The organism is Seonamhaeicola maritimus, assembly GCF_008056315.1.
Lineage (GTDB): Bacteria > Bacteroidota > Bacteroidia > Flavobacteriales > Flavobacteriaceae > Seonamhaeicola > Seonamhaeicola maritimus.
Map to the genome: position 1 here is coordinate 795,355 of NZ_VRKQ01000010.1, position 24,638 is coordinate 819,992.

The 24,638-nt window shown below is 33.9% G+C and carries 17 protein-coding genes; 3 read left to right on the forward strand and 14 right to left on the reverse strand.

The window, feature by feature from the left end; genetic code table 11:
* Nucleotide 1 precedes the first annotated feature (1 nt).
* The 3 genes from FUA22_RS11690 to FUA22_RS11700 form a co-directional block, all read right to left on the reverse strand.
* On the reverse strand, nucleotides 2–862 hold the full coding sequence (locus FUA22_RS11690) for an MBL fold metallo-hydrolase (RefSeq protein ID WP_147768535.1): 861 nt from the start codon (nucleotides 860–862) through the stop codon (nucleotides 2–4).
* A gap of 122 nt (nucleotides 863–984) precedes the next feature.
* Nucleotides 985–3,186 (reverse strand): SulP family inorganic anion transporter, encoded by a 2,202-nt coding sequence (locus FUA22_RS11695; protein ID WP_147768537.1) that lies wholly within the window; start codon nucleotides 3,184–3,186, stop codon nucleotides 985–987.
* Entirely contained in the window at nucleotides 3,183–4,031 is an 849-nt protein-coding gene (locus FUA22_RS11700) for a universal stress protein (RefSeq protein WP_147768539.1), read from the reverse strand. Before FUA22_RS11700 ends, FUA22_RS11695 begins: the two co-directional genes overlap by 4 nt.
* An 88-nt stretch (nucleotides 4,032–4,119) precedes the next feature.
* Between FUA22_RS11700 and FUA22_RS11705 the strand changes: the two genes are divergently transcribed.
* Nucleotides 4,120–5,943 (forward strand): cation:proton antiporter, encoded by a 1,824-nt coding sequence (locus FUA22_RS11705; RefSeq protein WP_147768542.1) that lies wholly within the window; start codon nucleotides 4,120–4,122, stop codon nucleotides 5,941–5,943.
* 13 nt (nucleotides 5,944–5,956) lie between these two features.
* Here FUA22_RS11705 and FUA22_RS11710 read toward each other — a convergent pair whose 3' ends face one another.
* From FUA22_RS11710 to FUA22_RS11750, 9 genes are all read right to left on the reverse strand, one after another.
* Nucleotides 5,957–8,356, reverse strand: coding sequence for a glycoside hydrolase family 31 protein (locus tag FUA22_RS11710; protein WP_147768544.1), 2,400 nt, complete (start codon nucleotides 8,354–8,356; stop codon nucleotides 5,957–5,959).
* Between the two features lie 142 nt (nucleotides 8,357–8,498).
* Nucleotides 8,499–10,406, reverse strand: a complete 1,908-nt coding sequence (gene glgB / locus FUA22_RS11715) for a 1,4-alpha-glucan branching protein GlgB (RefSeq protein ID WP_147768546.1) — start codon at nucleotides 10,404–10,406, stop codon at nucleotides 8,499–8,501.
* A gap of 2 nt (nucleotides 10,407–10,408) precedes the next feature.
* Nucleotides 10,409–12,037 carry a trehalose synthase gene (locus tag FUA22_RS11720; RefSeq protein ID WP_147768548.1) on the reverse strand — a complete coding sequence of 543 codons (1,629 nt, stop codon included), beginning with the start codon at nucleotides 12,035–12,037 and terminating at the stop codon, nucleotides 10,409–10,411.
* 3 nt (nucleotides 12,038–12,040) lie between these two features.
* Nucleotides 12,041–13,978 (reverse strand): alpha-1,4-glucan--maltose-1-phosphate maltosyltransferase, encoded by a 1,938-nt coding sequence (locus FUA22_RS11725; RefSeq protein ID WP_147768550.1) that lies wholly within the window; start codon nucleotides 13,976–13,978, stop codon nucleotides 12,041–12,043.
* 109 nt (nucleotides 13,979–14,087) lie between these two features.
* Complete coding sequence (locus FUA22_RS11730) at nucleotides 14,088–15,356, reverse strand: glucose-1-phosphate adenylyltransferase (protein WP_147768552.1); 1,269 nt, start codon at nucleotides 15,354–15,356, stop codon at nucleotides 14,088–14,090.
* Between the two features lie 41 nt (nucleotides 15,357–15,397).
* On the reverse strand, nucleotides 15,398–16,600 hold the full coding sequence (glgA, locus tag FUA22_RS11735; RefSeq protein ID WP_147768554.1) for a glycogen synthase: 1,203 nt from the start codon (nucleotides 16,598–16,600) through the stop codon (nucleotides 15,398–15,400).
* A gap of 289 nt (nucleotides 16,601–16,889) precedes the next feature.
* Nucleotides 16,890–18,686 carry a translation elongation factor 4 gene (lepA, locus tag FUA22_RS11740; RefSeq protein ID WP_147768556.1) on the reverse strand — a complete coding sequence of 599 codons (1,797 nt, stop codon included), beginning with the start codon at nucleotides 18,684–18,686 and terminating at the stop codon, nucleotides 16,890–16,892.
* 82 nt (nucleotides 18,687–18,768) lie between these two features.
* Nucleotides 18,769–19,554 (reverse strand): class I SAM-dependent methyltransferase, encoded by a 786-nt coding sequence (locus FUA22_RS11745; protein ID WP_147768558.1) that lies wholly within the window; start codon nucleotides 19,552–19,554, stop codon nucleotides 18,769–18,771.
* A gap of 3 nt (nucleotides 19,555–19,557) precedes the next feature.
* The gene (locus tag FUA22_RS11750) at nucleotides 19,558–20,655 is read right to left on the reverse strand and encodes a TolB family protein (RefSeq protein WP_147768560.1); all 1,098 of its coding nucleotides are present in this window, start codon (nucleotides 20,653–20,655) and stop codon (nucleotides 19,558–19,560) included.
* Nucleotides 20,656–20,693: 38 nt separating this feature from the next.
* On the opposite strand from FUA22_RS11750, the gene FUA22_RS11755 reads away from it, so the two are divergent.
* Nucleotides 20,694–21,911 (forward strand): M20/M25/M40 family metallo-hydrolase, encoded by a 1,218-nt coding sequence (locus tag FUA22_RS11755; protein ID WP_147768562.1) that lies wholly within the window; start codon nucleotides 20,694–20,696, stop codon nucleotides 21,909–21,911.
* Nucleotides 21,912–21,957: 46 nt separating this feature from the next.
* Nucleotides 21,958–22,953 carry a tRNA dihydrouridine synthase DusB gene (gene dusB / locus FUA22_RS11760; RefSeq protein ID WP_147768564.1) on the forward strand — a complete coding sequence of 332 codons (996 nt, stop codon included), beginning with the start codon at nucleotides 21,958–21,960 and terminating at the stop codon, nucleotides 22,951–22,953.
* On the opposite strand, the gene FUA22_RS11765 is transcribed toward dusB, so the two are convergent.
* On the reverse strand, nucleotides 22,950–24,164 hold the full coding sequence (locus FUA22_RS11765; RefSeq protein ID WP_147768566.1) for an ABC transporter permease: 1,215 nt from the start codon (nucleotides 24,162–24,164) through the stop codon (nucleotides 22,950–22,952). The two genes, dusB and FUA22_RS11765, sit on opposite strands and share 4 nt — an antisense overlap.
* The gene (gene rbfA, locus FUA22_RS11770; protein WP_147768567.1) at nucleotides 24,165–24,563 is read right to left on the reverse strand and encodes a 30S ribosome-binding factor RbfA; all 399 of its coding nucleotides are present in this window, start codon (nucleotides 24,561–24,563) and stop codon (nucleotides 24,165–24,167) included.
* Between the last annotated feature and the right edge of the window lie 75 nt (nucleotides 24,564–24,638).

Here is a 24,638-nt window from a genome sequence, read left to right on the forward strand (position 1 = left end):
TTTAATTGAATATTTCCTCTGCGGTGTGAATGCTTTTTAAACGAACACCTTTTTCTGTATTTTTTACTGTTATTATTTGGTTATGAGCATCATGTTCTAAAAATAAATAATACTCCTTTTTAGCAGCAAGATTAAGAAACTTTTCTTTTTCATCTAAAGTTAACAATGGCCTAGTGTCATAACCCATTACATAAGGCAATGGTAAGTGGCCAACTGTAGGTAATAAATCTGCCATAAAAACAATGGTTTTGCCTTTATATTGAATCATAGGAAGCATTTGTTTTTCTGTATGCCCGTCAACAAAAAGAATATCAAAACCTAATTCTGAATTATTTAAAATATCCCTTTCAGGAATTGAGGTGAATTTAAGCTGCCCGCTTTCTTCCATTGGAAGTATATTTTCTGTTAGAAAAGATGCTCTTTCACGTCTGTTTGGTTGGGTTGCCCATTGCCAATGGTTTTTATTGCTCCAGAAATAAGCATTTTTAAATGCTGTTTCATACCCTGTTTTATCTTTATTCCATTGAATGCTTCCACCGCAATGATCAAAGTGAAGGTGTGTCATAAAAACATCAGTGATATCGTCTTTATGAAAACCACGTTCTTTGAGGGATTTATCTAAAGTAAAATCACCCCAAGGGTGATAATAACCAAAAAATTTATCAGACTGTTTGTTACCCATTCCGTTGTCTATCAAAATTAATTTATCACCATCTTCTATGAGTAAACAACGTGCTGTTAAGTCAATCATATTATTCGCATCCGCAGGATTAGTACGTTGCCATAAAGATTTTGGAACTACGCCAAACATAGCTCCACCATCCAACTTAAATTGTCCAGCATTAATAGGGTGTAAATTCATAGTTTAAATTCGAAGTAAGCTTCAGAGCATAAAACTTTCACTTTGTGAGTAAAATTAAGAAATCTTAAACGATACTTAAGAATTGTTAAGATTTTATTAAGAGTTTAAAGGTGAAAAAGTGATTAAATATTAGAAATGACGTCTTTTAGTCGTTTACCAAAGTCAAAAAGTCCTTTAATTTCTTTTACACTTGCTAACCTTTCTTTTCCAAAGATTAATAATGAATTTCCATTTGATTCCACATGATAATAAGGGTTGCTCTCAAAAAAGTGAATTAAATCATCATTAAAGAATGCTTTAATGGCTTCTTCATTATCACCTAATAAATAAAAACGCCTTGAAAAATCTGAGTGATCTTGAATAGGAATATCTTTAAAACCAGCAAAGGCATATACGCGTTCTAAAAAACCTTCACGATCTAGAGTAAATTCTGGAATACCCTTCTCTAATTTAATATGAAGCATGGTGGATCTGATAACCTCTTTGGCTATAAATTCACCTTCTGAAAATTCTATATCAAATATATTTAAAGAGTCATTTTTATACGACAACTGATTGTAGATATGGTCTATCTCTTTAGTATTAAAAAACAAAAAGCTGCTTAAATAACCTACTTCTTTTTGGTTTTCAGAATTATATTTTAAATCATAATCCTTAGCCAACTCTTCCATACTTGTTTGACGTCTTGTAAGATTGTTTTTGATGATATTTGGTACAGGAAGTAAACGTCTTAAGGCAAATGGGTGTTCAGAATCCGTATCATGCATATCTAAACCAATCACATCAAAATGACCACCACGTTTTTTAAATAGTTCTTGATAATTATGCATGTTTTCCATAACCGTATGGTCTACAAAACTACATAACGAAAAGTCTACAATTACATCATGATCTTCAGGAATAGCATCTAATTTGTCCTTTAGCTTATAATAGTTTAAAAAGCTACAAAAGTGTTTAACACTAACATAAAAATTATGCTCGTCGTCTGCTTCTTCATACATAAGAACATTAGGTTTCAAAACATTTCTAAGAAATAATAAAACACTCTTGTTTATTATTATGTGAATAAGCATTGTTGCTAAAACACCAGCAAAAATCCCAGATATTAATCCAATCTTGAGAGTTACAAAAAGAGTCACAAAAAAGATAATAAGTTGCTCTTTTCCTATTGAAAAAATCTTTCTAATTACATTTGGTGATGCCAATTTATAACCGGTATATACTAGAATTGCCATTAAAGCAGGTAAGGGTATACGGGTTAACTGCGTGCTAAATAGAACGATAAAAAGCACTAAAAATGTTGCATGAGCAAAATTTGAGGAACGATTTGTAGCTCCATTATTAACATTAACTGAACTGCGTGCAATTACTGTAACCACATTCAGACCACCTAAAAACCCACTACCAACTGTCGCTAAACCTAGCGCTTTTAAATCTTTATTTACATTAGAACGACGTTTTTCAGGATCTAACTTATCTACAGCTTTAATACTTAATAGTGATTCAATGCTGGCAATTAAGGTTATAGCCACAACACTAGACCAAAAAGAAATAGTACCAACTTTAGAGAATAAAGGCATTTGAATATCGGCAATAATTTCTTGTATACTAGGTATCCCAGAAATCATGTATTGGTTTGAAATTGGGTTGTTTTCATGGAGCACCAATTCAAAATAGTAGCTAAATCCAATAGACAGAATAACAATCCACATTGGGGCAGGAATAAGTTGTAAATATTTATTTCTAAGTTTTGCATAAAACATCATGATTGCCAAACTTATAATGCCCGCTAACGCCGCAAAAATGAGCCCTTTGTTTTCATAATGAATAGCATCATTTAAGGTAAATGGAATTTCAATGAGATAATCAAGTGTGTCTTCTCTTTTTATCTTATGAGCTAACATAATATGAAATTGCTTACCTAGAATGATGAGTCCAATTGCAGCTAGCATACCTTGTATTGCTGAGGAAGGAAAGAAATCGGCTAATTTCCCCATTCTAAAGAACCCCAACAACATAATAAGCACACCAGAGCAAACTATGGCGGCATAAGCACTTTCTAGCCCCAAAGAAGTAATGGCAACTAAAAGCACGCCTACCAAACCATTTCCTGGGCCAGCAATTGTAACATGGCTGCCACCAAAAATGGATACCACAATACCGCCCACAATAGCAGCAATAATACCTGCAATAGGAGGAGCGTCACTAGCCATTGCCAATCCTAAACCAAGTGGTAGTGCTATAAGACTCACCACAAAACCGGAGAAGATATTTTTTGGCAAGACCTTAAAAAAGTCTTTTATGTTGTTCTTTTTCGGACTCATTGAAGGATTAATACATCGGTTGGTAATTCTGTTAAAATATGTTCTATATCATGTGGAAATAATCTATCCCAAAAAGTCATTTTACTTGGAGCATTCATAACCAACAAATCAGCTCTTGATATTTGCGCGTAGTGCCCAATAGAATATCCTTGTTTACCAAAAATAGGCTGAGATTTTATAGCTATGTCTTTGGTGTATTTTTCAGGTATGTGTTCTATTATTTCTTTAATTCTTGAGTTTTCTCTCAGTTTAATCCGCTCTTTCATTATGTTGGCTCTACGTAAAGATTTATCATCATCAACTTTAATAGCCACTTGTTCTTGTTTAATTTCTTCAACAATAGTAATCTTATCAGCTTCTAACTGTTTGCCTAAATAAAAGGCAGCCTTAATGGTCTGTTCAGTTTTTGGGTCTTGCAATCCGTTAACCACAATATGTTGACAAGCTACTCTTTCAACTGAAGGTTTAATTAGTAGTAAAACAGAACATTTAGCTTTTCTGGTAATTTTTCGGGCAATAGACCCTACGTAATATTTTATAAAACGTTCACGTTGTACAGCTCCAAGGATTAGGAGGTCTATGTTTTTTTCATCTGTAACAGATAAAATAGCTTCAACAGGATCCCCTGGTTTAAAAACCACTTCAAAATCTAGATTGTCTTTTTTAAAAGGATTTAAAAAAACTTTAAGGGTTTTAATCTTGTCGTCTGAAGCTTCTCCAACATGAATTAAAAATAATTTAGATCCGAAAAATAAAGATAATCTGGCGGCTTCATAAAGATTTGCTTTTAAATTAGGTGAAAAGGCGGCACCAATAGCAATACTTTTAAATGGTTGTAACGACACTTTATAAGATAAGTTTAGGATGTGAAAGATAGTCTTTTTTTAAAAATATAAAACCTTAAATTAGTAAACTGATAAAAATGGTTTTTACATGTTAGAACTTGCTGGAATTATTATCCTCGGAATTTTAGCGCAGTGGGTTGCTTGGAAATTTAAAATTCCAGCGATTTTGCCGTTAATTTTAATTGGTTTATTGGTTGGCCCAATTGCTGCTGAATATTTAAGTGAAGATGGAGGTAAATGGATTGAACCCATTTGGAATGGTAAAAATGGCCTGTTTCCGGGCGAGGGTTTATTTTATTTTGTTTCGCTAGCCATAAGTATTATTCTTTTTGAAGGCGGCTTAACTCTAAAGCGTTCAGAAATCAAAAATGTAGGACCGGTTATTACTAAATTAATAACATTAGGTTCTGCGGTAACATTTTTTGGTGCTGGAATTTTAGCGCATTTTATTTTTAATTTGAGTTGGGAGTTGTCTTTTCTGTTTTCAGGTTTGATAATTGTTACGGGTCCTACTGTAATAACACCCATATTAAGGAATATTCCGCTTAAAAAAGATATTTCAACCGTTTTAAAATGGGAAGGCATTTTAATAGACCCAATAGGAGCGCTTGTAGCTGTATTAGTATTTGAATTTATTAGTGTTGAAGGTGATAGTGGTTTTACTAAAACAGCTCTGATTGAGTTTGGTAAAATTATACTTTTTGGTACCACATTTGGGTTTACGTTTGCTCATGCATTGGCATTTGTTATTAATAAAAAACTTATTCCACATTATTTATTGAATGTAGTGTCTTTATCCACGGTATTACTTGTTTTTGTAGAATCTGAAATTTTTGCTCATGAGTCTGGATTATTAGCAGTAGTAGTAATGGGAATGGTTTTAGGAAATGGTAAATTGGAAAATATAAAAGAATTACTGTATTTCAAAGAATCACTTAGTGTATTACTCATTTCTATTCTTTTTATTCTATTAGCAGCTAATATCAATATTGAAGAAATGATGTTGCTCTACAATTGGAAAACAGGGCTACTTTTTGCTGCTGTAGTATTTGTAATTAGGCCTTTAGCGGTATTTTTGAGCACTTCTAAATCGAAATTAAAAACTCCTGAAAAATTATTTATTAGTTGGGTAGGACCAAGAGGAATTGTGGCAGCTGGAATTGCTTCATTATTTGGAAGTAAACTAGTTAAGCAAGGCGTTGAAGGTGCGGAATATATAACGCCTTTAGTCTTTATGATTGTATTGGGGACGGTATTGCTTAATGCAACAACAGCACGATATGTTGCAAGGTTATTAGGTGTGTTTTTGAAAAATTCCGAAGGTATTTTAATAGTGGGCGCTTCGCCTGTGTCGCGCATAATTGGAAAATATTTGGTAGATAATCAAAGACATGTTGTATTGATTGACAGTAACCAAACCAACGTTAAAGAAGCACAAGACATGGGGCTTGAAGCCATTAATACTGACATCTATTCGGTTACTTTAGAAGATAATATTGAATTAAATGATATTGGATTCTTAATGGCGCTTACCGGAAGTGCAGATATTAATAATTATGCCATTAGTAAGTTTAGCGAACAATTTGGGGAAAATGGTTCTTTTAGGTTAATAACTTTGGAAGAAGGGAATGACCCTGAAAATAATCCAAAGGAAGGTTTATTTTCCCATACCGATGATTTTAATTCACTAACCGAAATAGCAATTAAATACCCGTCTATTCATGAGATTGAAATTAAGGATAGAAAACATTACGAAGAACTAATTGAAACTACTAATAAGGATGAAGAAATGGTGCCTTTATTGGTTAAAGATAATAAAGGCGTGCTTGAAATTATTTCATCTCACAGCAAATCTATGAAAATAGAAAAAGGCTTTCGTTTGGTATACCTCGGAAAGCCTTTTAAAAAGTGATATTATTGAAAACCTAATCCGCCTTTAGCTGAAGGTTTGTAAATTCTTTGGTTACAACTAAAGTGTTGTTCTTAAATTGAACATCTTTTAAATCTACATATTCGTTATCAACTTTAATAGATTTTACTTTAAATGGTAACCCATGAATGTTAATCTTAAAGGTATCATAAGGAGCTAAAAATTTACCTCTTTTATGAATTCTAATAATTAGCTTATCTCCATTACCTGCTAAGTTAAATTTCTTTAGACTATAGCGTCCTTTAGTATAATCATAACCATCATTAGCATCTTCATAAATTTCAGAATCTTCTTTACCATTTTTATAGTAAACGTCTAAAGTTAATTGGTCTATATCCTTTTCTCCAACGTATTGTTGTACTGGATATTTAGGAATAATAGCCCCTGCTTTTACAAATAAAGGCATACTATCTAAATCTGCATCAACCCAAGTTTCTTTACCACCACTAATCAATTCTTTTGTCCAGTAGTTGTACCATTCTCCTCTTGGGATATACATACGTCTGCCTTTAGAGTTAGGTTCGTTAATTGGACAAACTAAAAGTTGATTTCCACAGATAAACTCATCTGTTCTATAGTGCGTTTGTGTATCTTCTTGATCAAATAATACCAGTGATTTTAACATCGGTACATTATCATGATGATATTGATAGAAAGAAGTATATAAATATGGTAATAGTTCATATCTAATTTCAATGAACTTTCTAACAATATCTGTAATCTCTTCGTCAAAAGCCCAAGGTTCTTGATCACCATGGTCTCCAGAGGAGTGTGTTCTACAGAACGGGTGGAAAACACCTAATTGAATCCAACGTGCGTATAATTCGCCGTTTGGTTGTTCAGCAAAACCTCCAATATCAGATCCCGCAAAAGAGAAACCAGATAAAGCCAAACGTTGTGCTTGAATATTTGCAATTTGTAAATGCTCCCAAGTAGCTACGTTATCGCCCATCCAAGTTGAGGTGTAACGTTGTGTACCAGAATATGCAGAACGGGTAATTACAAACGGACGTTTAGGGTAATTAAATCGTTTTAAGCCATGGTAAGTAGCTCTGGCCATTTGCATGCCGTAAATGTTATGCGCTTTTTGGTGAGAACATGGGTTTCCATCATAATCATGACGTACGTCAGATGGAAATGTTTTTCCAGGAACATCCATTACAGCTGGTTCGTTCATGTCATTCCAAACACCTTTAACGCCAATTTCTTCTATTAATTCTTTAAATAAACCTGCCCACCATTCGCGTACTTCTGGTCTTGTAAAGTCTGGGAAATAACATTCCCCAGGCCATACTTTACCTTTCATATAAGGCCCATCGGCGCGTTTACAGAAGTAATCTTTTTCTAAACCTTCACGGAATACATCATATTCCATATCAATTTTAATCCCTGGATCAATAATAACAACGGTTTTAAATCCGTCGTCAGCCAATTCCTTAACCATTCTTTTTGGCTCTGGGAAATATTCTTTACTCCATGTGAAGCAGCGGAAGCCTTCCATGTAATCGATGTCTAAATAGATAGCATCACATGGAATTTTAAGTTCTCTAAATTTATTAGTAATCTCCTTTACGTTTGATTCTGGATAATAACTCCATTTACACTGGTGATATCCTAATGCCCATAATGGAGGCAACTCCGGAGTCCCTGTTAAATCAGTATAACTTGTTACTACATCCTGCATTTTTGGTCCGTAAAAGAAATAGTAATTCATTTCTCCACCAGAGGCCCAGAAACTAGTTACATTACGTCTTTCACTGCAAAAATCAAAATACGTTCTAAAACTATTATCAAAGAAAATACCATAAGATTTTCCGTTGTGTAAAGCTGTGTAAAAAGGAATAGCCTTGTAAATTGGATCTGTGTTTTTGCCGTAAGCATAAGAATCTGTTGCCCAATTTTCAAAACGACGTCCTTTTAAGTTAATGTGTTCTGGCTTATCACCTAAACCATAATAACTTTCACCGTTTTGAGCAGCTTTACTCATTTTTACAATATCACCACCTAATTCATAGCTTTCTTCCCAGTGGAATCCTAATTCGTCTTGACAAATTATTTTACCATCCTTAGCATCAAGAATAGAGTTTCTTAAATCGCTTTTGTATATATGACAGATTAATTTTGAAGTTGTAATGATATACTTTTCTTTATCATCATCAATTTCAAGGTGGTTATAACCTCTGCTAGCGTTTTGGTCTATGGCATATGAAAAGTCTTTGTCAAACTTTCCAACGGTAGTGTATCTAAATCTAAAAACACTATCTCTTAAAACAGTTAGTTGTAAGATTACATTATTTGAAGTGGAAAAATACAGAACATCTACATCTTTCTTATAGTCAGTTATAGTTGCTGGAAATAAGTCTCCTTTATATTCTAATTCAGTATTTAAAATCATAATTCTGAGAGTCAATTAATTAATTGACGAAAATACTAAAATTGAAAAAATATAAAGGTTTCTATTTATTAAAAATACTGCCCGTTCATTGTGTAAAATGCAATGCACGGGCAATAATTATTTGATATTTATAAAACGAAAATTATTTAATCTGAAAAACTGTAATTGATAATGGTGCAAGGGTTATTTCTGCTGAATAATCTTTACCATCCCAAGCCTGTTTTTTGGCAGTAATTTGTCTTGGGTTTCCAACACCACTACCACCAAATTTTTTAGCATCACTATTAAATATTTCCTTGATTTTTGATTTAGAAGGAATGCCTATTTTATAATTTTCATGAACATTTGGAGTGAAATTACAAACTACAATAACATCATTTTCTGATTCGTACCCTTTTCTTATATAAGACATGACACAGTTTTCATGATCATCAAAGCTAATCCATTCAAATCCTTCACTACTAAATCCTTTTTCATAAAGGGCTGGAGTAGATTTGTAAAGCGCATTTAACTCCTTGTAAAAAGTTTGAAGCGTTTGATGAGGTTCAAACTCTAATAAGTTCCAATCTAAACTTTCTTGGAAATCCCATTCGTTATACTGGCCAAATTCACCACCCATAAACAAAAGTTTAGTTCCTGGATGTGTAAACATATAGCCGTAAAGTAAACGGAGGTTAGCAAAACGTTGCCAATCATCACCAGGCATTCTTCCAAGTATAGAGTTTTTACCATATACCACCTCATCATGAGAAAGAGGTAGCATAAAATTTTCAGTAAATGCGTATGCTAAACTAAACGTAATATCGTTTTGATGATATTTTCTGTATATAGGGTCTTTACCGAAGTACTCTAAAGTATCATGCATCCAACCCATCATCCATTTCATTCCAAAACCTAAACCACCTTGAAAAGTTGGCTTAGAAACCATTGGGAAAGCTGTTGATTCTTCAGCTATAGTCTGAACATCAGGGAAAGATTTATAAACCTCTTCATTAAGTTCTTTTAAGAAACTGATAACTGCTAAATTTTCTCTTCCGCCATAAATATTTGGCTCCCATTCACCATCTTCACGAGAGTAATCTAAGAATAACATTGAGGCCACAGCATCAACTCTTAACCCATCGGCATGATATTGTTCCAGCCAGAATACAGCATTACTTATTAAGAAAGAACGCACTTCATTTCTTTCATAATTAAAAATTAAACTTTTCCAATCTGGGTGATAGCCTTTTCTTCTGTCTGGGTGCTCATATAGATTAGACCCATCAAAAAACCCTAATCCATGTGCGTCTTCTGGAAAATGTGAAGGCACCCAGTCTAATATGATTCCAACACCATTTTGGTGTAATTTATCAACCAAATATTTGAATTCTTCTGGATAACCAAAACGAGATGTAGGTGCGAAATATCCAGTAAGCTGATAACCCCATGAAGGGTCATAAGGATACTCCATTATTGGCATGAGTTCAACATGTGTGAAATTCATGTCTTTTACGTAGTTAACCAAATCATCAGCTAACTCGAAATACGACATGAAACGATTTTCTTCAACATGCTTTTTCCATGATCCTAAATGAACTTCATAAACCGAATAAGGCGCATCAATGGCATTATTCTTTTTACGGCTTTTCATCCAGTCTTTATCTTTCCATTTATAGGAGTCGTCCCAAACAATAGAAGCTGTACTTGGCGGATGCTCACAACGTCTAGCATAAGGATCTGCTTTTTCAGTTTTTATATCGTTATTGTGACTTTGTATTTTATACTTATATGTTGAGCCTTTCCCAACCATAGGAATAAAGCCTTCCCAAATACCACTTGAATCCCAGCGTACATTTAATTGATGTTCACCTTCCATCCAAAAATTAAAATCACCAACTACAGAAACCGCTTTGGCACTTGGAGCCCAAACTGCAAAATAGGTACCATCAATACCATCGACTGTAACTAGATGCGACCCAAATTTTTCATAAAGTCTGTAGTGTTTTCCGCTTTTGAATAAATCAATATCGAAATCTGTAAATAAGCTATAAGGTTTTACATGTGCCATAGTTAGTGGTTTATTATGTTAGAAATTCCTTTTAAAGGAATGACTGCCCATTGTGGTCGTGAATTGAGCTCGTAACCCAATTCATAAACTGCTTTTTCAAGCAAGCAGTATTTTAAAATAAATATTCGTTCTTGGTTGTATCCTAAATTTAAATTTGCCGCTTGTATTTCGGTTACATAAGTTCCTAAAAACAATCCGGTTAAATATCGATAAAACACTTCTCCAGCTTGAAATAAATCTTCCTGAGAAGCATTATAGTCTTTAAGGTTATTAAAAATTGTTCCATAAATGGCGTAATGAAAAGATCTAAATAAGCCCGCAACGTCTTTAAGTGCAGGTTGTTTTACTTTCCTATCTCTAATGGTACTTTCGGGTTCTCCTTCAAAATCTAGAATATAGAAATCGTTATTATGAACCAACACTTGCCCTAAATGATAATCGCCATGAATTCTAATGCGCTCACTTTTAAGTTTGGTCCAATCAAAAGATAAAAAGCGTTTTCTAATCTGGTTCTTTTTATCAAGAAACTCTTTGGCTAATTCTAAAGACAGACCGTCTAACTTATGAAGGTTATTTTCAATAATATTAAGTCTGTTTTGAAATTGATATAACATGCGATTTTTTAACCAAACAGTATAATCTCCATTAAAGTTGGTTGGCGTAAAGGCGGTCTCCTCAAACTCAGATCCTAAAGCAATATGCATTTCTGCAGTACGTTTTGCCAGTTTTTGAATTTTTAAAAACAAGCCTAATCCTACCCAATCTATAATTTGTGCGGGAATATCGTTAACCGATAAACGTTGATACAATTCGGTATTTGGTAACGTATTAATATCAATTTTTTTATGCTCAATATTTTGAAATACGGAATGAAACTCCCTCAACATATAGTCCCATGCATCGCCTTCATTTGGAATCATTTTTTGCATGAGCCCTATAGTAATATTGTTGTCTTCAGAATCAACAACATTAATACTACCTACATAAGGTGGTGTATTTTCAAATTCTTTCTTCTCTGATAAAAAACGAGACATTTCATAGTCTGGATTCTTATCAGCATATATTCTTCTAAAGAATTTTAAAACGTATTTTTCATTATAAACCAAGGAGGTATTACTTTGTTCTAGCCCCATGAATCTGGATGATTCATAAACTACACCATTAAGCAAATGACTTTTATGATACTGCACTTTAGTGGTGTCTTTTGGAAGCGCTGTGAGAATTCTCTCAAATACTAATTTTCTAAAAGATTCCAGGTTTACAGCATCAATAATATGCCCTTTTTGATTTTTAATACTGATAGGAAGAATTCTGTCTTTTTTAGCAAAATTCTCGTCGGTCACAAAAGCTATTGGTAAAAAGTAGTGTTGATAAAAAGCTTCAACAAAATTAACTTCCAGAATCAAGCCGAAGTATACTTCACCATCTTGCTGAATTTTAAAATATTCTGCTAATTCAATGTACTTGATGTTGCTGGCTTTACCACCATACCAACGCTGTTTCAGCATATAATCTCCTAAAACATCAGAAAGGAATGCCTTTACAAACGCCTTATTCTCTAATAATTGTTCCCAATTATCGTCAAAATTATAGGTTTGTATTATAGCCGTTTCTCCTTTCGTTTTAGTCATAGGCTATTTGTTTATTTCGAAAATATGGAATGGTAAAGTTGGGTGTAACTCAACAAAATTCCATTCTCCTTGCCAGTTGTAAGTACTACTGGTTATTAAATCTTTAACCTGAAATTGATGATTACCATCAATTCCTAAATCATTTAAAGGAATTTGAACGGTACCTTGTTGCATACCATAATCATCTAAACTAATAATGATTAATAACTCATTAGTTTTAGCATCGTTCCATTTGTAAAACGCCAATAAATTGTCATTCTCAATATAACAGAACTTAATATTATTTGTTTGTTGAAGCGCTTCGTTTTGATGTCTTAAATGATTGATTTTAGAAATAACAGTAGTTAACTTGTTTTCAATAGTCCAATCGTAGTACGTAAATTGAAATTTTTCAGAGTTATTATATTCTTCACGCCCTAACAGGGCATCGCTTAACATGTATTCATATACTGGACCATAAAGACCAATACTTGAACTTAAAGTAGCTGCTAATACATAACGCTGAATGTGTTTAGATTCATTTGCTCCTTGTAAATGGAAAGGATTTATATCTGGTGTATTAGGCCAAAAATTAGGCTGCATATACTCACGAGATTCCCCTTTGGTGAGCTCCTCTAAATATTCTGTCAATTCCTGCTTTGAGTTTCTCCAAGTGAAGTAGGTATATGATTGAGTGTACCCTTGTTTTGCCAATTGTTGCATTACTTTAGGTGCTGTAAATGCTTCAGCTAAAAAGATTACATCTGGATGTTTAGCTTTTACATTTTCTATAATCCAATGCCAGAAATAAAAAGGTTTGGTGTGCGGATTATCAACTCTAAATACGTTAATACCACAATCTATCCAGTAAAAAAGAGTATCTAAACATTCTTTCCAAAGCCCTTTATAGTCTTTACTTTCCCAATAAATAGGTAAAATATCTTGGTATTTTTTAGGTGGGTTTTCAGCATACTGAACCGTTCCATCAGGACGCCATTTAAACCAACTTGGGTGATCTTTAACCCAAGGGTGGTCTGGAGCTGCTTGCAACGCATAATCCATAGCTATTTCAATACCGTGTTCTTTTGCTTTTCCAATTAAAGATTTAAAATCTTCAATGCTCCCTAATTCTGGGTGAATGTCTTTATGACCACCGTGTTTGGAACCAATTCCCCAAGTAGAACCTACATCACCTTCAAAAGCTTCGGTTGTATTATTTTTACCTTTTCTATTTACTTCACCTATAGGGTGAATAGGGGGTAAGTACAGGGTGTCAAAGCCCATTTTTTGAACTCTTGGTAATAAACGTTCGCAGTCTTTAAGTGTACCGTGAACGCCTTCTTGTTCTGAGGCTGAACGTGGGAAAAATTCGTACCAAGTGCTAAACCTTGCTTTCTTTCTATCTACGTAAGCTTGATATTCGGCCGAAGTATTGGCCAAAATTTTCTGAGGATGTTTAGTGAAAATATGATGTAATCTTTCACTTTGCGCCTCAGTTATGGCTTCATCATAATTCTCATCATTTGCAAAAATATTGATGAGGTGATCAAAATAGAACGAATCATTTTGGTCAACATTATCCTTTATAGCTTTAAGGTATTCAATACCTTCTAATAATTCTGATGTTACATGCTGATTATCTTCAATCTTTCTTTCTATACCATGTTGCCAGTTAAGCGCATAGTCTACCCAAGCTTCTACCTTGTAGGTATATAATCCCTGTTTTTCAACAGTAAACGCACCTTTCCATTCGTTATTTACATCTAAATGTAAACGGGTTTCACTCCAATTTTTTTCATTTTCATGTTTATAGAGAATGGATGCTCCTAGAACATCATGTCCATCTGCCAGAATGTGAGCTTCAACATTTACTATTTCATTGACAACTCTTTTAATATAAAATTCACCGCCATTAATATTAGGCGACACATAATCTATAACAACTCTTCTTTGGTTTTGCATGGTATTTTGTTGGTTTTGAAGTGCGCAAAATTAGTAAATAAAGTCCATCTCTTCATTACTAAAATCACTGTAAACCTTACTATAACGTTTTCTTGTTAAGAAATTTATGTTATTCAATGACTGTATTCTTTGGAATTACTGCATCTTTTTTAATAACAACAATACCATCTTTAATACAATAAGTAGCCGTTTCTGTATCCTCTAGGTGAGATCCACCAAGAATCCTAACATCATCCCCGATGCGGCAGTTTTTATCAATTATACAGTTTTTTATAACACAACGTTCACCTACACCCATTAGGATTTCAATTTTTTCTGAAGCCATTTCCTCAAGTGTTTCGTAGGAATCGTTACCCATCATGTATGTATTGCTTATGCTAGAGTCTTTCCCAACTCTTGAACGAATACCTATAACAGATTTTTCAATTCTAGAGGCACTTATAATACATCCTTCAGAAATTACAGCTTTGTCTAAAACAGTTCCCGCAATTTTAGTGGTAGGAAGCATTCTAGCATGCGTGTAAATACGCCTATTGTTATCATAAAGATCAAACTGGGGGATATCATCTGTTAACCCTAGGTTAGCTTCAAAAAATGATTCAACGGTTCCAATGTCTGTCCAATATCCTTCATATTGATAACTTAGGGTTTTGTGCGAATCTATGGATTCTGGTATGATTTCTTTTCCAAAATCGTTGGTGTCAGGATTCTCCATTAGTTTAACTAATAAATCCTTGTTGAAAATATAAATACCCATGGATGCGAGATAGTTACGACCTTGGGCTTTCATATCGTCACTAACTTCTGAAGTCCATTCTGGAAGTAAACTCTCATCTGGTTTTTCAATAAAAGAAGTAATAACATTTTCGTTGTCTGCCTTAAGAATTCCAAACCCAGTAGCATCTTTAGCATTTACTGGGATGGTTGCAATAGAAATTTCTGCACCTGCCTCTTCGTGGGCTTCAATCATTTTATCATAATCCATTTGGTACAACTGATCACCAGATAGAATAAGAGCATATTCAAAGTCATTACCTAAAAAGTGAGGCATACATTGTCTTACGGCATCGGCTGTTCCTTGAAACCATGTTTTATTTCCTGGAGTTTGTTCTGCTGCCAAAACATCAACAAAAGCACTACTAAAAAAACTAAACTGATAGGTGTTTTTGATATGTTTATTTAAGCCAGCAGAATTAAATTGTGTTAACACATAAATACGCTTAATATCAGCATTAATACAATTAGAAATGGGAATGTCTACCAACCTGTATTTTCCAGCAATTGGAACTGCGGGTTTTGAACGTTTTTCTGTTAAAGGATATAACCTAGAACCTTGTCCGCCTCCTAGAATAATAGATAAAACTTTGTTATTTATCATAGTTGTAGTTTTTATGTAATTAGTTGTTGATGTTGTATATTTTAAATGAGCGATTTATAAAGCTCCTCTACTTGTTTAGCAATAGCCACCCAATCAAAATGCTCTTCAACACGTTTTCTTCCATTGACAGCCATTTTGTTTCTTAGAGCATCGTCATTAATGACTTTATTAATTCCTTCAGCTAAATCTCTTGAAAACTTATCTGGGTCGATTGCTTCGAAAGGAGCTGAATCTTGTTGCTCTAGAGTAATTAATATACCTGTTTCACCAGGAACTACCACCTCTTTTATTCCTCCAACCGCACTAGCTACCACCGCAGTATTACAAGCCATAGCTTCAATGTTTATAATTCCGAAAGGCTCATAAATTGATGGACAACAAAATACATCGGCATGAGAATATAGTTGAATAATCTCTTCTTTAGTAACCATTTTGTCTATCCAAATAACATTGTCTCTTGTTTTCTTTACCTCATTAACAGCATCTTCCATTTCCTTGCCAATTTCTGGCGTATCTGGGGCACCTGCACAAAGCACAATCTGAGTATCTGGGTCAATATATTTTATAGCGTTTACCAAATGAATAATACCTTTTTGCCTTGTAATTCTTCCAACAAAAAGCACATAAGGTTTTGTTTTATCAACACCATATGCATCTAAAGTTGATGTTTCGGTAGTGGTGACATATTGTTGAAGGTTAATACCATTATAAATAACATGTACTTTACTTCCATCAACATCAAAATGAGTTAAGATATCATCTTTAGTTTCTTCTGAAACTGCTATTACGGCATCAGCCATTTCTAAAGCTGTTTTTTCTACCCAAGAAGAAGCATCGTATCCTCTTCCTAGCTGTTCGCGCTTCCAAGGCCTTAAAGGCTCTAAGGAATGTCCTGTAACAACTAATGGCGTGCCGTAGCAAAGTTTTGCTACTATACCTGCAAAATGTGAATACCAGGTATGACAGTGTACCACATCTGCATCAATTTCTTCAGCATTCATATGAATACCAGTACTTAAAGTTTGAAAAACCCCCTTTAACTTACTATTTGAGTTGTTAAAAAGTGGATTGTCATAAGGAAAGCCTTTTACATTGGTATTGCCGTTTTGTTCATCTTGATCACCGAAACATCTAACATCTACATTCATAAGTTTAGCAAGTTCAGCTGCTAAATACTCTACATGAACTCCCGCACCACCGTATACGTAAGGCGGAAATTCTCTAGTAAAAAAAAGTGCTTTCATAAAAGAATCCTCAAAATTAAGTTACAAATATTTTTTGCTTGATAAGTGTTAGTCTCTCGCCCTTTAAAGCTTAAGACGTGAGTTTATAAACATACAAAAATATTGTTAATAACTTTGTTGAAATCTCATTTTTGAGAAAAAAAAAAGATAATTAAGGATAATCGAAATTTTCATCAAAGAAATTCAATAAATACCGAATTTTACTTCTAATATTTAACTAAATTGAATAGACTCTTCTAGTAGGTACTGTTAGGGTTTTTGATAAAACAACCTGGTTTTCAAAGAAGGATTAATCATTCAACTTTAAAACGGCCATAAATGCTTGCTGAGGAATTTCTACATTACCTACTTGACGCATACGCTTTTTACCCTTTTTCTGTTTTTCTAAAAGTTTACGCTTACGTGAAATATCACCACCATAACATTTAGCGGTAACATCTTTTCTTAAGGCTTTAATGGTTTCTCTGGAGATGATTTTGGCCCCAATTGCTGCTTGAATTGGAATGTCGAATTGTTGACGTGGAATTAACTGCCTTAGTTTTTCACACATTTTTCTACCAATTGATTGTGCGTTGTCTGCATGTATTAAAGCTGACAATGCATCAACCGTTTGTGCATTCAATAAAATATCTAAACGAACCAATTTTGAAACCTTCATGCCTATTGGATGATAATCAAAAGAAGCATAGCCTTTTGAAACTGTTTTAAGTCTATCGTAAAAATCAAAAACAATTTCAGCTAAAGGCATTTCAAAGGTTAATTCAACACGTTCAGTAGTTAAATAGGTTTGATTGGTAATAAGGCCTCGTTTTTCAATACAAAGAGACATTACGTTACCAATAAAATCTGATTTTGTGATAATGGTAGCTTTGATATATGGTTCCTCAACACGATTAAGTGTTGATGGTTCTGGTAAGTCTGATGGATTATTTACAATGATAACCTCGTCCGGATCCCTATTTGTGTAAGCATGGTATGATACGTTAGGAACCGTCGTGATTACTGTCATATCAAACTCACGTTCTAAACGTTCTTGAATAATTTCCATGTGAAGCATTCCCAAGAATCCACAACGGAACCCAAAGCCTAAAGCGGCTGAACTTTCTGGTTGAAATACTAAGGAAGCATCATTTAGCTGTAACTTTTCCATTGAAGCACGAAGTTCTTCGTAATCTTCCGTGTCTACTGGATAAATACCCGCAAAAACCATTGGTTTTACATCTTCAAATCCTTCAACTATATTAGTGGTTGGTTTCGAAAAATCTGTAATAGTATCACCTACTTTAACTTCTTTAGCAGTTTTAATTCCTGTAATTAAGTAGCCAACATCCCCAGTTTTAACGCTTTGTTTTGCAACCTGATTTAATTTTAAGGTTCCAACCTCATCAGCATAATAATCTTTATCTGTGGCTACAAATTTAATATGTTGCCCCTTTTTAATTTCACCATTAAAAACTCTAAAGTAGGTTTCAATACCTCTAAATGTATTATAAACAGAATCGAAAATTAGTGCTTGCAATGGAGCATTTGGATCTCCCTCCGGAGCCGGAATTCTATCTATAATGGCTGCTAAAATATTGTCTACTCCAAAACCAGTTTTCCCACTAGCATGAATTACTTCTTCTGAATCACAACCCAATAGATCAACAATATCGTCAGTTACTTCATCTGGATTTGCACTTGGTAAATCTACTTTATTTAGAACAGGAATAATTTCTAAGTCATTCTCTAAGGCTAGGTACAAGTTTGAAATAGTTTGGGCTTGAATACTTTGAGCTGCATCAACAATAAGTAACGCTCCTTCACAGGCAGCAATAGACCGGGAAACTTCATAACTAAAATCTACGTGACCTGGTGTATCAATAAGGTTTAAAACATATTGCTCACCTTTGAATTCATAGTCCATCTGGATCGCATGACTTTTAATGGTAATACCACGTTCACGCTCCAAATCCATATTATCTAATAACTGATCTTGCTTTTCCCTATCCGTTACAGAACCGGTATAGTCCAATAAGCGGTCTGCCAAGGTGCTTTTACCATGATCAATATGAGCTATAATACAAAAGTTTCTAATGTTCTTCATCAATCTGTTACTTACTTCAATAGAGGCGCAAAGATACTCTATTTAATTAAAGATAAAAGTTAGTTTTTATTATCTGTAACTCCTATTGTTTATTAGCAACAAGATACAGATAATCTCCCAAGTTATTTTGGTATGATTTCATAACTTTTTTAATGTTACTGCTGTCAATATCCCTTCGTAAATTAGTTAGTCCGTATTCCACCTCTACTTTATTAGATAAATCTGAAAAAGATGAAATACCATGGCGAATATTTTCATCAAAATACAACTCAGGGCTTTCCTTACCACAATACAAAAACTTGTCTTCCAAATCAGGTTTGATAAAATAGGACTCTTTGTTTTTAATTTGAAACCCTGACTTTACTAAGTATTCTTTTACCAATTCTAAAGTAGGCATTTGAACCATGGAATCTTCTAGCATTTTAGGGAAATAATGATTTAACCAATAACCCTTCATTTGTTCTGGTGTTGATGTGAATATCACTAGGTTTCCATTAGGTTTAAGGACTCTGTTTAATTCTAAAAAGGCTTTTTTTAAATGATTCCAATGATGGACTGTTAAACTAGCAACAATACCGTCAATAGAGCTTGATTTTAAACCTGTTTTTTCAGCAGTTCCAATACGGTAATCAATGGAAGCATTTTTGCTACGGGCCTCTTTAAGCATTCTTTCAGAGGGGTCAATTCCCATAAAATGATAGCCTTTCTTTTGAAATTCATTCGTGTAATTTCCTGTGCCACAACCAATATCTAAATATACGCCGTCAGCTTCGGGTTGCAAGTGAAAGAGCATACGATTAACTAAATGGGCATCGGGCTTTCTAGTCTTGTTATAACCAACGCCTATTTTATCGTATTTAGGAATCATAAGTTAATCTTGCCATTCGGCAATAAATAAATTAGTATCTCTACCACCACCGTTATTTCGGTTTGAAGAAAAAGCTAAGTATTTACCATCATTTGAAAATACTGGAAAAGCATCAAAAGTTTTACTATGTGTTACACGTTCTAGGTTTTTGCCATCAATATCAATTAAATAAAGGTTAAAAGGAAACCCACGTTCGGCTTCAAAGTTTGATGAGAATAATATCTTTTTTCCTGACGGATGGAAAAATGGGCTCCAATTAGCATTTCCCAAATCTGTTAACTGTCGTAAATCACTACCATCGGCATTACAAATGTATAATTCCATTTCGGTAGGTTCTACTAAACCTTCAGCCAATAACTCTTCGTATTCCTTAATTTCTTGCTCGGTTTTTGGTCTTGAAGAACGAAAGATAATTTTAGCTCCATCTGGAGAGAAAAAGGCACCTCCATCATATCCCAGTTCATCTGTAATTTGGGTAACATCTGTTCCATCAAGGTTCATGGTGTATAATTCTAAATCGCCACTTCGAGTAGATGTAAATACAATTTTATCACCTTTAGGAGATACGGTTGGTTCTGCATCATAACCCTTTTCATGGGTTAATTGTTTCACAATATTACCTTCTAAGTCGGCTACAAAAATGTCAAAAGAATCGTAAACTGGCCAAATGTATTTCCCGTTTTTTCTTAAAGGAGTTTCTGGGCAGTTCTCATCAGCTAAATGCGTGGAGGCATAAATAATATGTTTATTGTCCGGAAGAAAATAAGAGCAAGTAGTTCTACCTTTCCCTGTACTTACCATAGGAGGTGCTACACTGTCAAAAGTGTCATTTAAATTCATTAAGAACATTTGGTCGCAACCAACATTCCATTTACTAAAATTAGATTGAAACACTAATTGCTTATCGTCAAAACTCCAATAGGCTTCAGCATTGTCACCACCATGAGTTATTTGTCTAATGGATTTAAAATGTTTTTCTCCCGGAAAGATTAAGGAATCTTTTATAACTTCAGTTTGAGTTTCTTCTTTAGAAGTAGATTTCGTTTCGTTTTTACAACTAGCGAGAGCAAAAATCAGAATGATAAAGCATATCTTATTCATAGTATTGACTAAATTTGTATACACGTAAATTTATAAAAATGAAATATTGTAGCCTACTTATTTTTTTAGCCGTTTTAATAGCATGTAAAAAACCTGCAGACGTTTCAATTAAGGATGATGTTATTTTCTTATCTGATGACAAATTAGAAGGCAGGCAGACAGGAACTAGTGGTGAAAAAGAAGCTGCCAAGTACATTGCTAATAGATTTGAAGAAATAGGAGCTAAGGCCAAAGGAACGGAAAACTATTTGCAACCGTTTACATTTCGGCCCAAAACGAATCCGCATCAAAAAGTAAAGTACAATGTAGAGGAAGGCGATAGCACTATTACAGGTATAAATGTGGTTGGGCTTTTAGATAATAAGGCCGAAAACACCATTGTTATAGGGGCACATTATGATCATTTGGGCTATGGTGCAGAGGGGTCTTTACACAGAGGTGAAAAGGCCATTCATAATGGAGCAGATGATAATGCCAGTGGAGTTGCCATACTTTTAGATTTAGCCAAAAAACTTAAAGAATCAAATACCAATAACAATTATCTATTTATCACATTTTCAGGTGAAGAAATGGGTTTATTAGGATCTAACTATTTTGTGAAAAACCCAACCATCGATACGAAAAAGGTAAATTATATGATTAATATGGATATGGTAGGTAGATTGAAAGCAGATAGCACCTTGGCAGTATATGGAGTGGGGACCTCGCCAATTTTTAAACAAACTGTAACATCAAATAATTCAAAATTTAAACTGATACAAAAAGAGTCAGGTATAGGCCCAAGTGACCATACATCATTTTATAATGCAGACATTCCAGTATTACATTTTTTTACTGGTCAGCATGAAGACTATCATAAGCCTACCGATGATTTTGAGAAATTAAATTACAAGGGCATGCAAACCATTTCTAACTACATTTTTGAAATCATTACAGATTTAGATGATAACGGAAAACTACCGTTTAGAAGAACAAAAAATGAAAGTGATGACACACCTAGGTTCAAAGTAGTTTTAGGTGTAGTGCCAGATTATATGTTTGATGGAAAAGGGATGCGAATAGATGGTATTTCTGAAGATAAACCAGCTCAAAAGGCCGGTTTGCAAAAAGGAGATATTGTTATAAAACTGGGTGATGCCGAAGTAACAGATATGATGACTTACATGAAAGCTTTATCAACTTATGAAAAAGGCAATAAAGCTAAAGTAGTGGTTGATAGGGATGGGCAGCAAATTGAGGCAGAAATAGAGTTTTAGATATGTCATTAGTTTTCAATACTTTTGCAGACCGATTTTAAATAATATGGTAAAGATTGATAACATAGAATTGCCTGATTTCCCGTTGCTTTTAGCACCTATGGAAGACGTAAGCGACCCACCTTTTAGAGCGCTTTGTAAGGAACAAGGAGCTGATGTTGTATATACCGAATTTGTATCAAGCGAAGGGTTAATTCGTAACGCAGCCAAAAGCGTTATGAAATTGGATATATATGAAAAGGAGCGTCCGGTTGGTATTCAAATATTTGGGGCTAATCTGGACAGTATGCTTCAAACTATTGATATTGTTGAAAAATCAAACCCCGATATTATCGATATCAATTTTGGGTGTCCCGTAAAAAAAGTGGTTAGTAAAGGCGCTGGTGCGGGTATTTTGAAAGACATCTGTTTAATGGAAAAACTTACGGCAGAAATGGTTAAACGTACTAATTTGCCTATTACTGTAAAAACCCGTTTGGGATGGGATCACGAGTCTATTAAAATTGTTGAGGTTGCCGAAAGATTACAGGATGTGGGGTGTAAGGCTATTTCTATTCATGGGCGAACACGTGCTCAAATGTATAAGGGCAATGCTGATTGGAAACCTATCGCAGAGGTTAAAAACAACCCTAGAATGCATATTCCAATATTTGGTAATGGAGATGTTGATACACCTGAAAAAGCTCAGGAAATGCGTGATAGCTATGGACTTGATGGCGCTATGATTGGACGTGCCAGTATTGGTAACCCGTGGTTTTTTAAACAAGTAAAACATTATTTTGAAACAGGTGAGCATTTATCACCAATTTCTTTGGCAGAACGCATTGAAGCAGCCAGAAGACATTTACAGATGTCTATTGATTGGAAAGGACCTGTTTTAGGAGTTTTTGAAACGCGTCGTCATTATACAAACTATTTTAAAGGTATTCCGCATTTTAAAGAATACCGTATGAAAATGGTAACCAGTGATAAAGCTGAAGACGTATTTGCAACCTTTGATGAGGTGTTAGATAAGTTTGCTGATTATCAGTTTACCCATTAATTATTTTGAATAAGTGCCTTCGTTATTCTTGCCGAAGCTATTTTTGAAGCTATTATTCCTAACACAGAAATAGTTAGAAATACTATTAATATATTTATAAACCGTATGCTTATAGGGTAGGCCAAAGTTGAGGTTATGTAGATTTTAAGCATATTTGGACCATAGAGTTGATTTACAGCAAGCAATAACGCTACCAATAAACCAATAATACCACCAACAATACTCATTAAACTTCCTTGATAAAAGAATATTTTTCTAACTTCCTTTACGGTAATACCCATATAAAACAGAGTGTTTAGACTTTGTTTTTTGTCTAACATCATCATTATAAGTGAGCCTATAACGTTAAAAAAAGCGATGATTAAAACTAGTGTAAATATGAGATATACTGCTAAATTTTCGGTATTTAGCATTTTGTAAAGCGCATCGTTTAATTGTGCTCTGTTCTTTATTAATACTTTATCTCCTAAAACAGATTGTATCTGTTCTTTAACAGCAGTTTCTTCAGCACCTTCATTTAATTTAAACTCAATGGCAGAGATTTGATTAGGCTCATAATTCAATAAGTTTTTTGCTAAATCTATAGAAGTGTAAACGTAGTTGTCGTTTAGTTTTTCGTTTATATAAAATACACCAACGTTAACGGCTCTTACTGTGCTAAAAGCATTTTTAATTGAAGTTATTTGTTTCTTTCCTGGTTTAGGTACCGAAATATTTAAGGTGGTAGTAAAATCTAAAACTCCAATAGATAAATCATTTGCAATACCCCAACCAGCTACTATTTGATTAGATTTTTGATCTATCCAACTGCCGTGGTCAATCTGAGACTCTATATCAACAACATCCTGATAATGCTTATCAACAGCTTTAATAGTTGCTAAACTTTTCTTCTCTTCAGAAGTAATTAAAACACGCTCTTCAATAATTTTAGAAAAAAGGACTATATCATCAATATCTTCCAGTTTAGAAATTTCGTCATCTGTAAGAAGGAATGATTTTCCAGAAATAGCTTCGGCTTTTAAATCTGGGTCAACAATATTCGAAAACTCCAAAGTAAAATCTTTTAAACCAGCAAAACCAGAAAGAACAATAAATAAGGATGCAGACCCAAAAATAACACCAATAAGTGCAATGTATGTTATAAAATTAATAGCATTATTTGAACTCTTAGAGCGCAGATAACGTTTTGCTATATATAAAGAGAAATTCAACTAAGATTTTTTTCTTTTATCAAGTAAATCTGGGTTTTCAATAGGGTTGTCTAAACCTTTTAAAGAACGTTCAATATTATCTATATATTCTAAAGAATCGTCAATAAAAAATTCTAAACTAGGCATTCTACGTAATTGATTTCTTGTTCGTTGCGCTAATTCATGCTTTATAGACGCCGTATTAGATTGAATACCTTCAACAAGTTCAGGGCCTTTATTGTTAGGAAAAATACTAAGATAAACTTTAGCCACAGACAAATCTACCGTTACTTTAACTTTAGTAACAGATATTAAAACCCCTTGTAATCCGCCTTGTGTAGCTGCTTTTTGAAGTACATCAACTAAATCACGTTGTAAAACGGATGCTATTTTTTTCTGTCTTTGACTTTCTTCCTCCATGTTTTCTTTTTTAAATACCCATTAAGAATGCGACGCTACAAAAATAGCGGATATTTAAGTATAATCACGTTTTTT

Bases quoted from the DNA above. Each gene is read 5' to 3' on its own strand.
- FUA22_RS11690 (WP_147768535.1), bottom strand. From the start codon at position 862: ATGAATTTACACCCTATTAATGCTGGACAATTTAAGTTGGATGGTGGA.
- FUA22_RS11695 (WP_147768537.1), bottom strand. From the start codon at position 3,186: ATGAGTCCGAAAAAGAACAACATAAAAGACTTTTTTAAGGTCTTGCCA.
- FUA22_RS11705 (WP_147768542.1), top strand. From the start codon at position 4,120: ATGTTAGAACTTGCTGGAATTATTATCCTCGGAATTTTAGCGCAGTGG.
- FUA22_RS11710 (WP_147768544.1), bottom strand. From the start codon at position 8,356: ATGATTTTAAATACTGAATTAGAATATAAAGGAGACTTATTTCCAGCA.
- glgB (WP_147768546.1), bottom strand. From the start codon at position 10,406: ATGGCACATGTAAAACCTTATAGCTTATTTACAGATTTCGATATTGAT.
- FUA22_RS11720 (WP_147768548.1), bottom strand. From the start codon at position 12,037: ATGACTAAAACGAAAGGAGAAACGGCTATAATACAAACCTATAATTTT.
- FUA22_RS11725 (WP_147768550.1), bottom strand. From the start codon at position 13,978: ATGCAAAACCAAAGAAGAGTTGTTATAGATTATGTGTCGCCTAATATT.
- FUA22_RS11730 (WP_147768552.1), bottom strand. From the start codon at position 15,356: ATGATAAATAACAAAGTTTTATCTATTATTCTAGGAGGCGGACAAGGT.
- glgA (WP_147768554.1), bottom strand. From the start codon at position 16,600: ATGAAAGCACTTTTTTTTACTAGAGAATTTCCGCCTTACGTATACGGT.
- lepA (WP_147768556.1), bottom strand. From the start codon at position 18,686: ATGAAGAACATTAGAAACTTTTGTATTATAGCTCATATTGATCATGGT.
- FUA22_RS11745 (WP_147768558.1), bottom strand. From the start codon at position 19,554: ATGATTCCTAAATACGATAAAATAGGCGTTGGTTATAACAAGACTAGA.
- FUA22_RS11750 (WP_147768560.1), bottom strand. From the start codon at position 20,655: ATGAATAAGATATGCTTTATCATTCTGATTTTTGCTCTCGCTAGTTGT.
- FUA22_RS11755 (WP_147768562.1), top strand. From the start codon at position 20,694: ATGAAATATTGTAGCCTACTTATTTTTTTAGCCGTTTTAATAGCATGT.
- dusB (WP_147768564.1), top strand. From the start codon at position 21,958: ATGGTAAAGATTGATAACATAGAATTGCCTGATTTCCCGTTGCTTTTA.
- rbfA (WP_147768567.1), bottom strand. From the start codon at position 24,563: ATGGAGGAAGAAAGTCAAAGACAGAAAAAAATAGCATCCGTTTTACAA.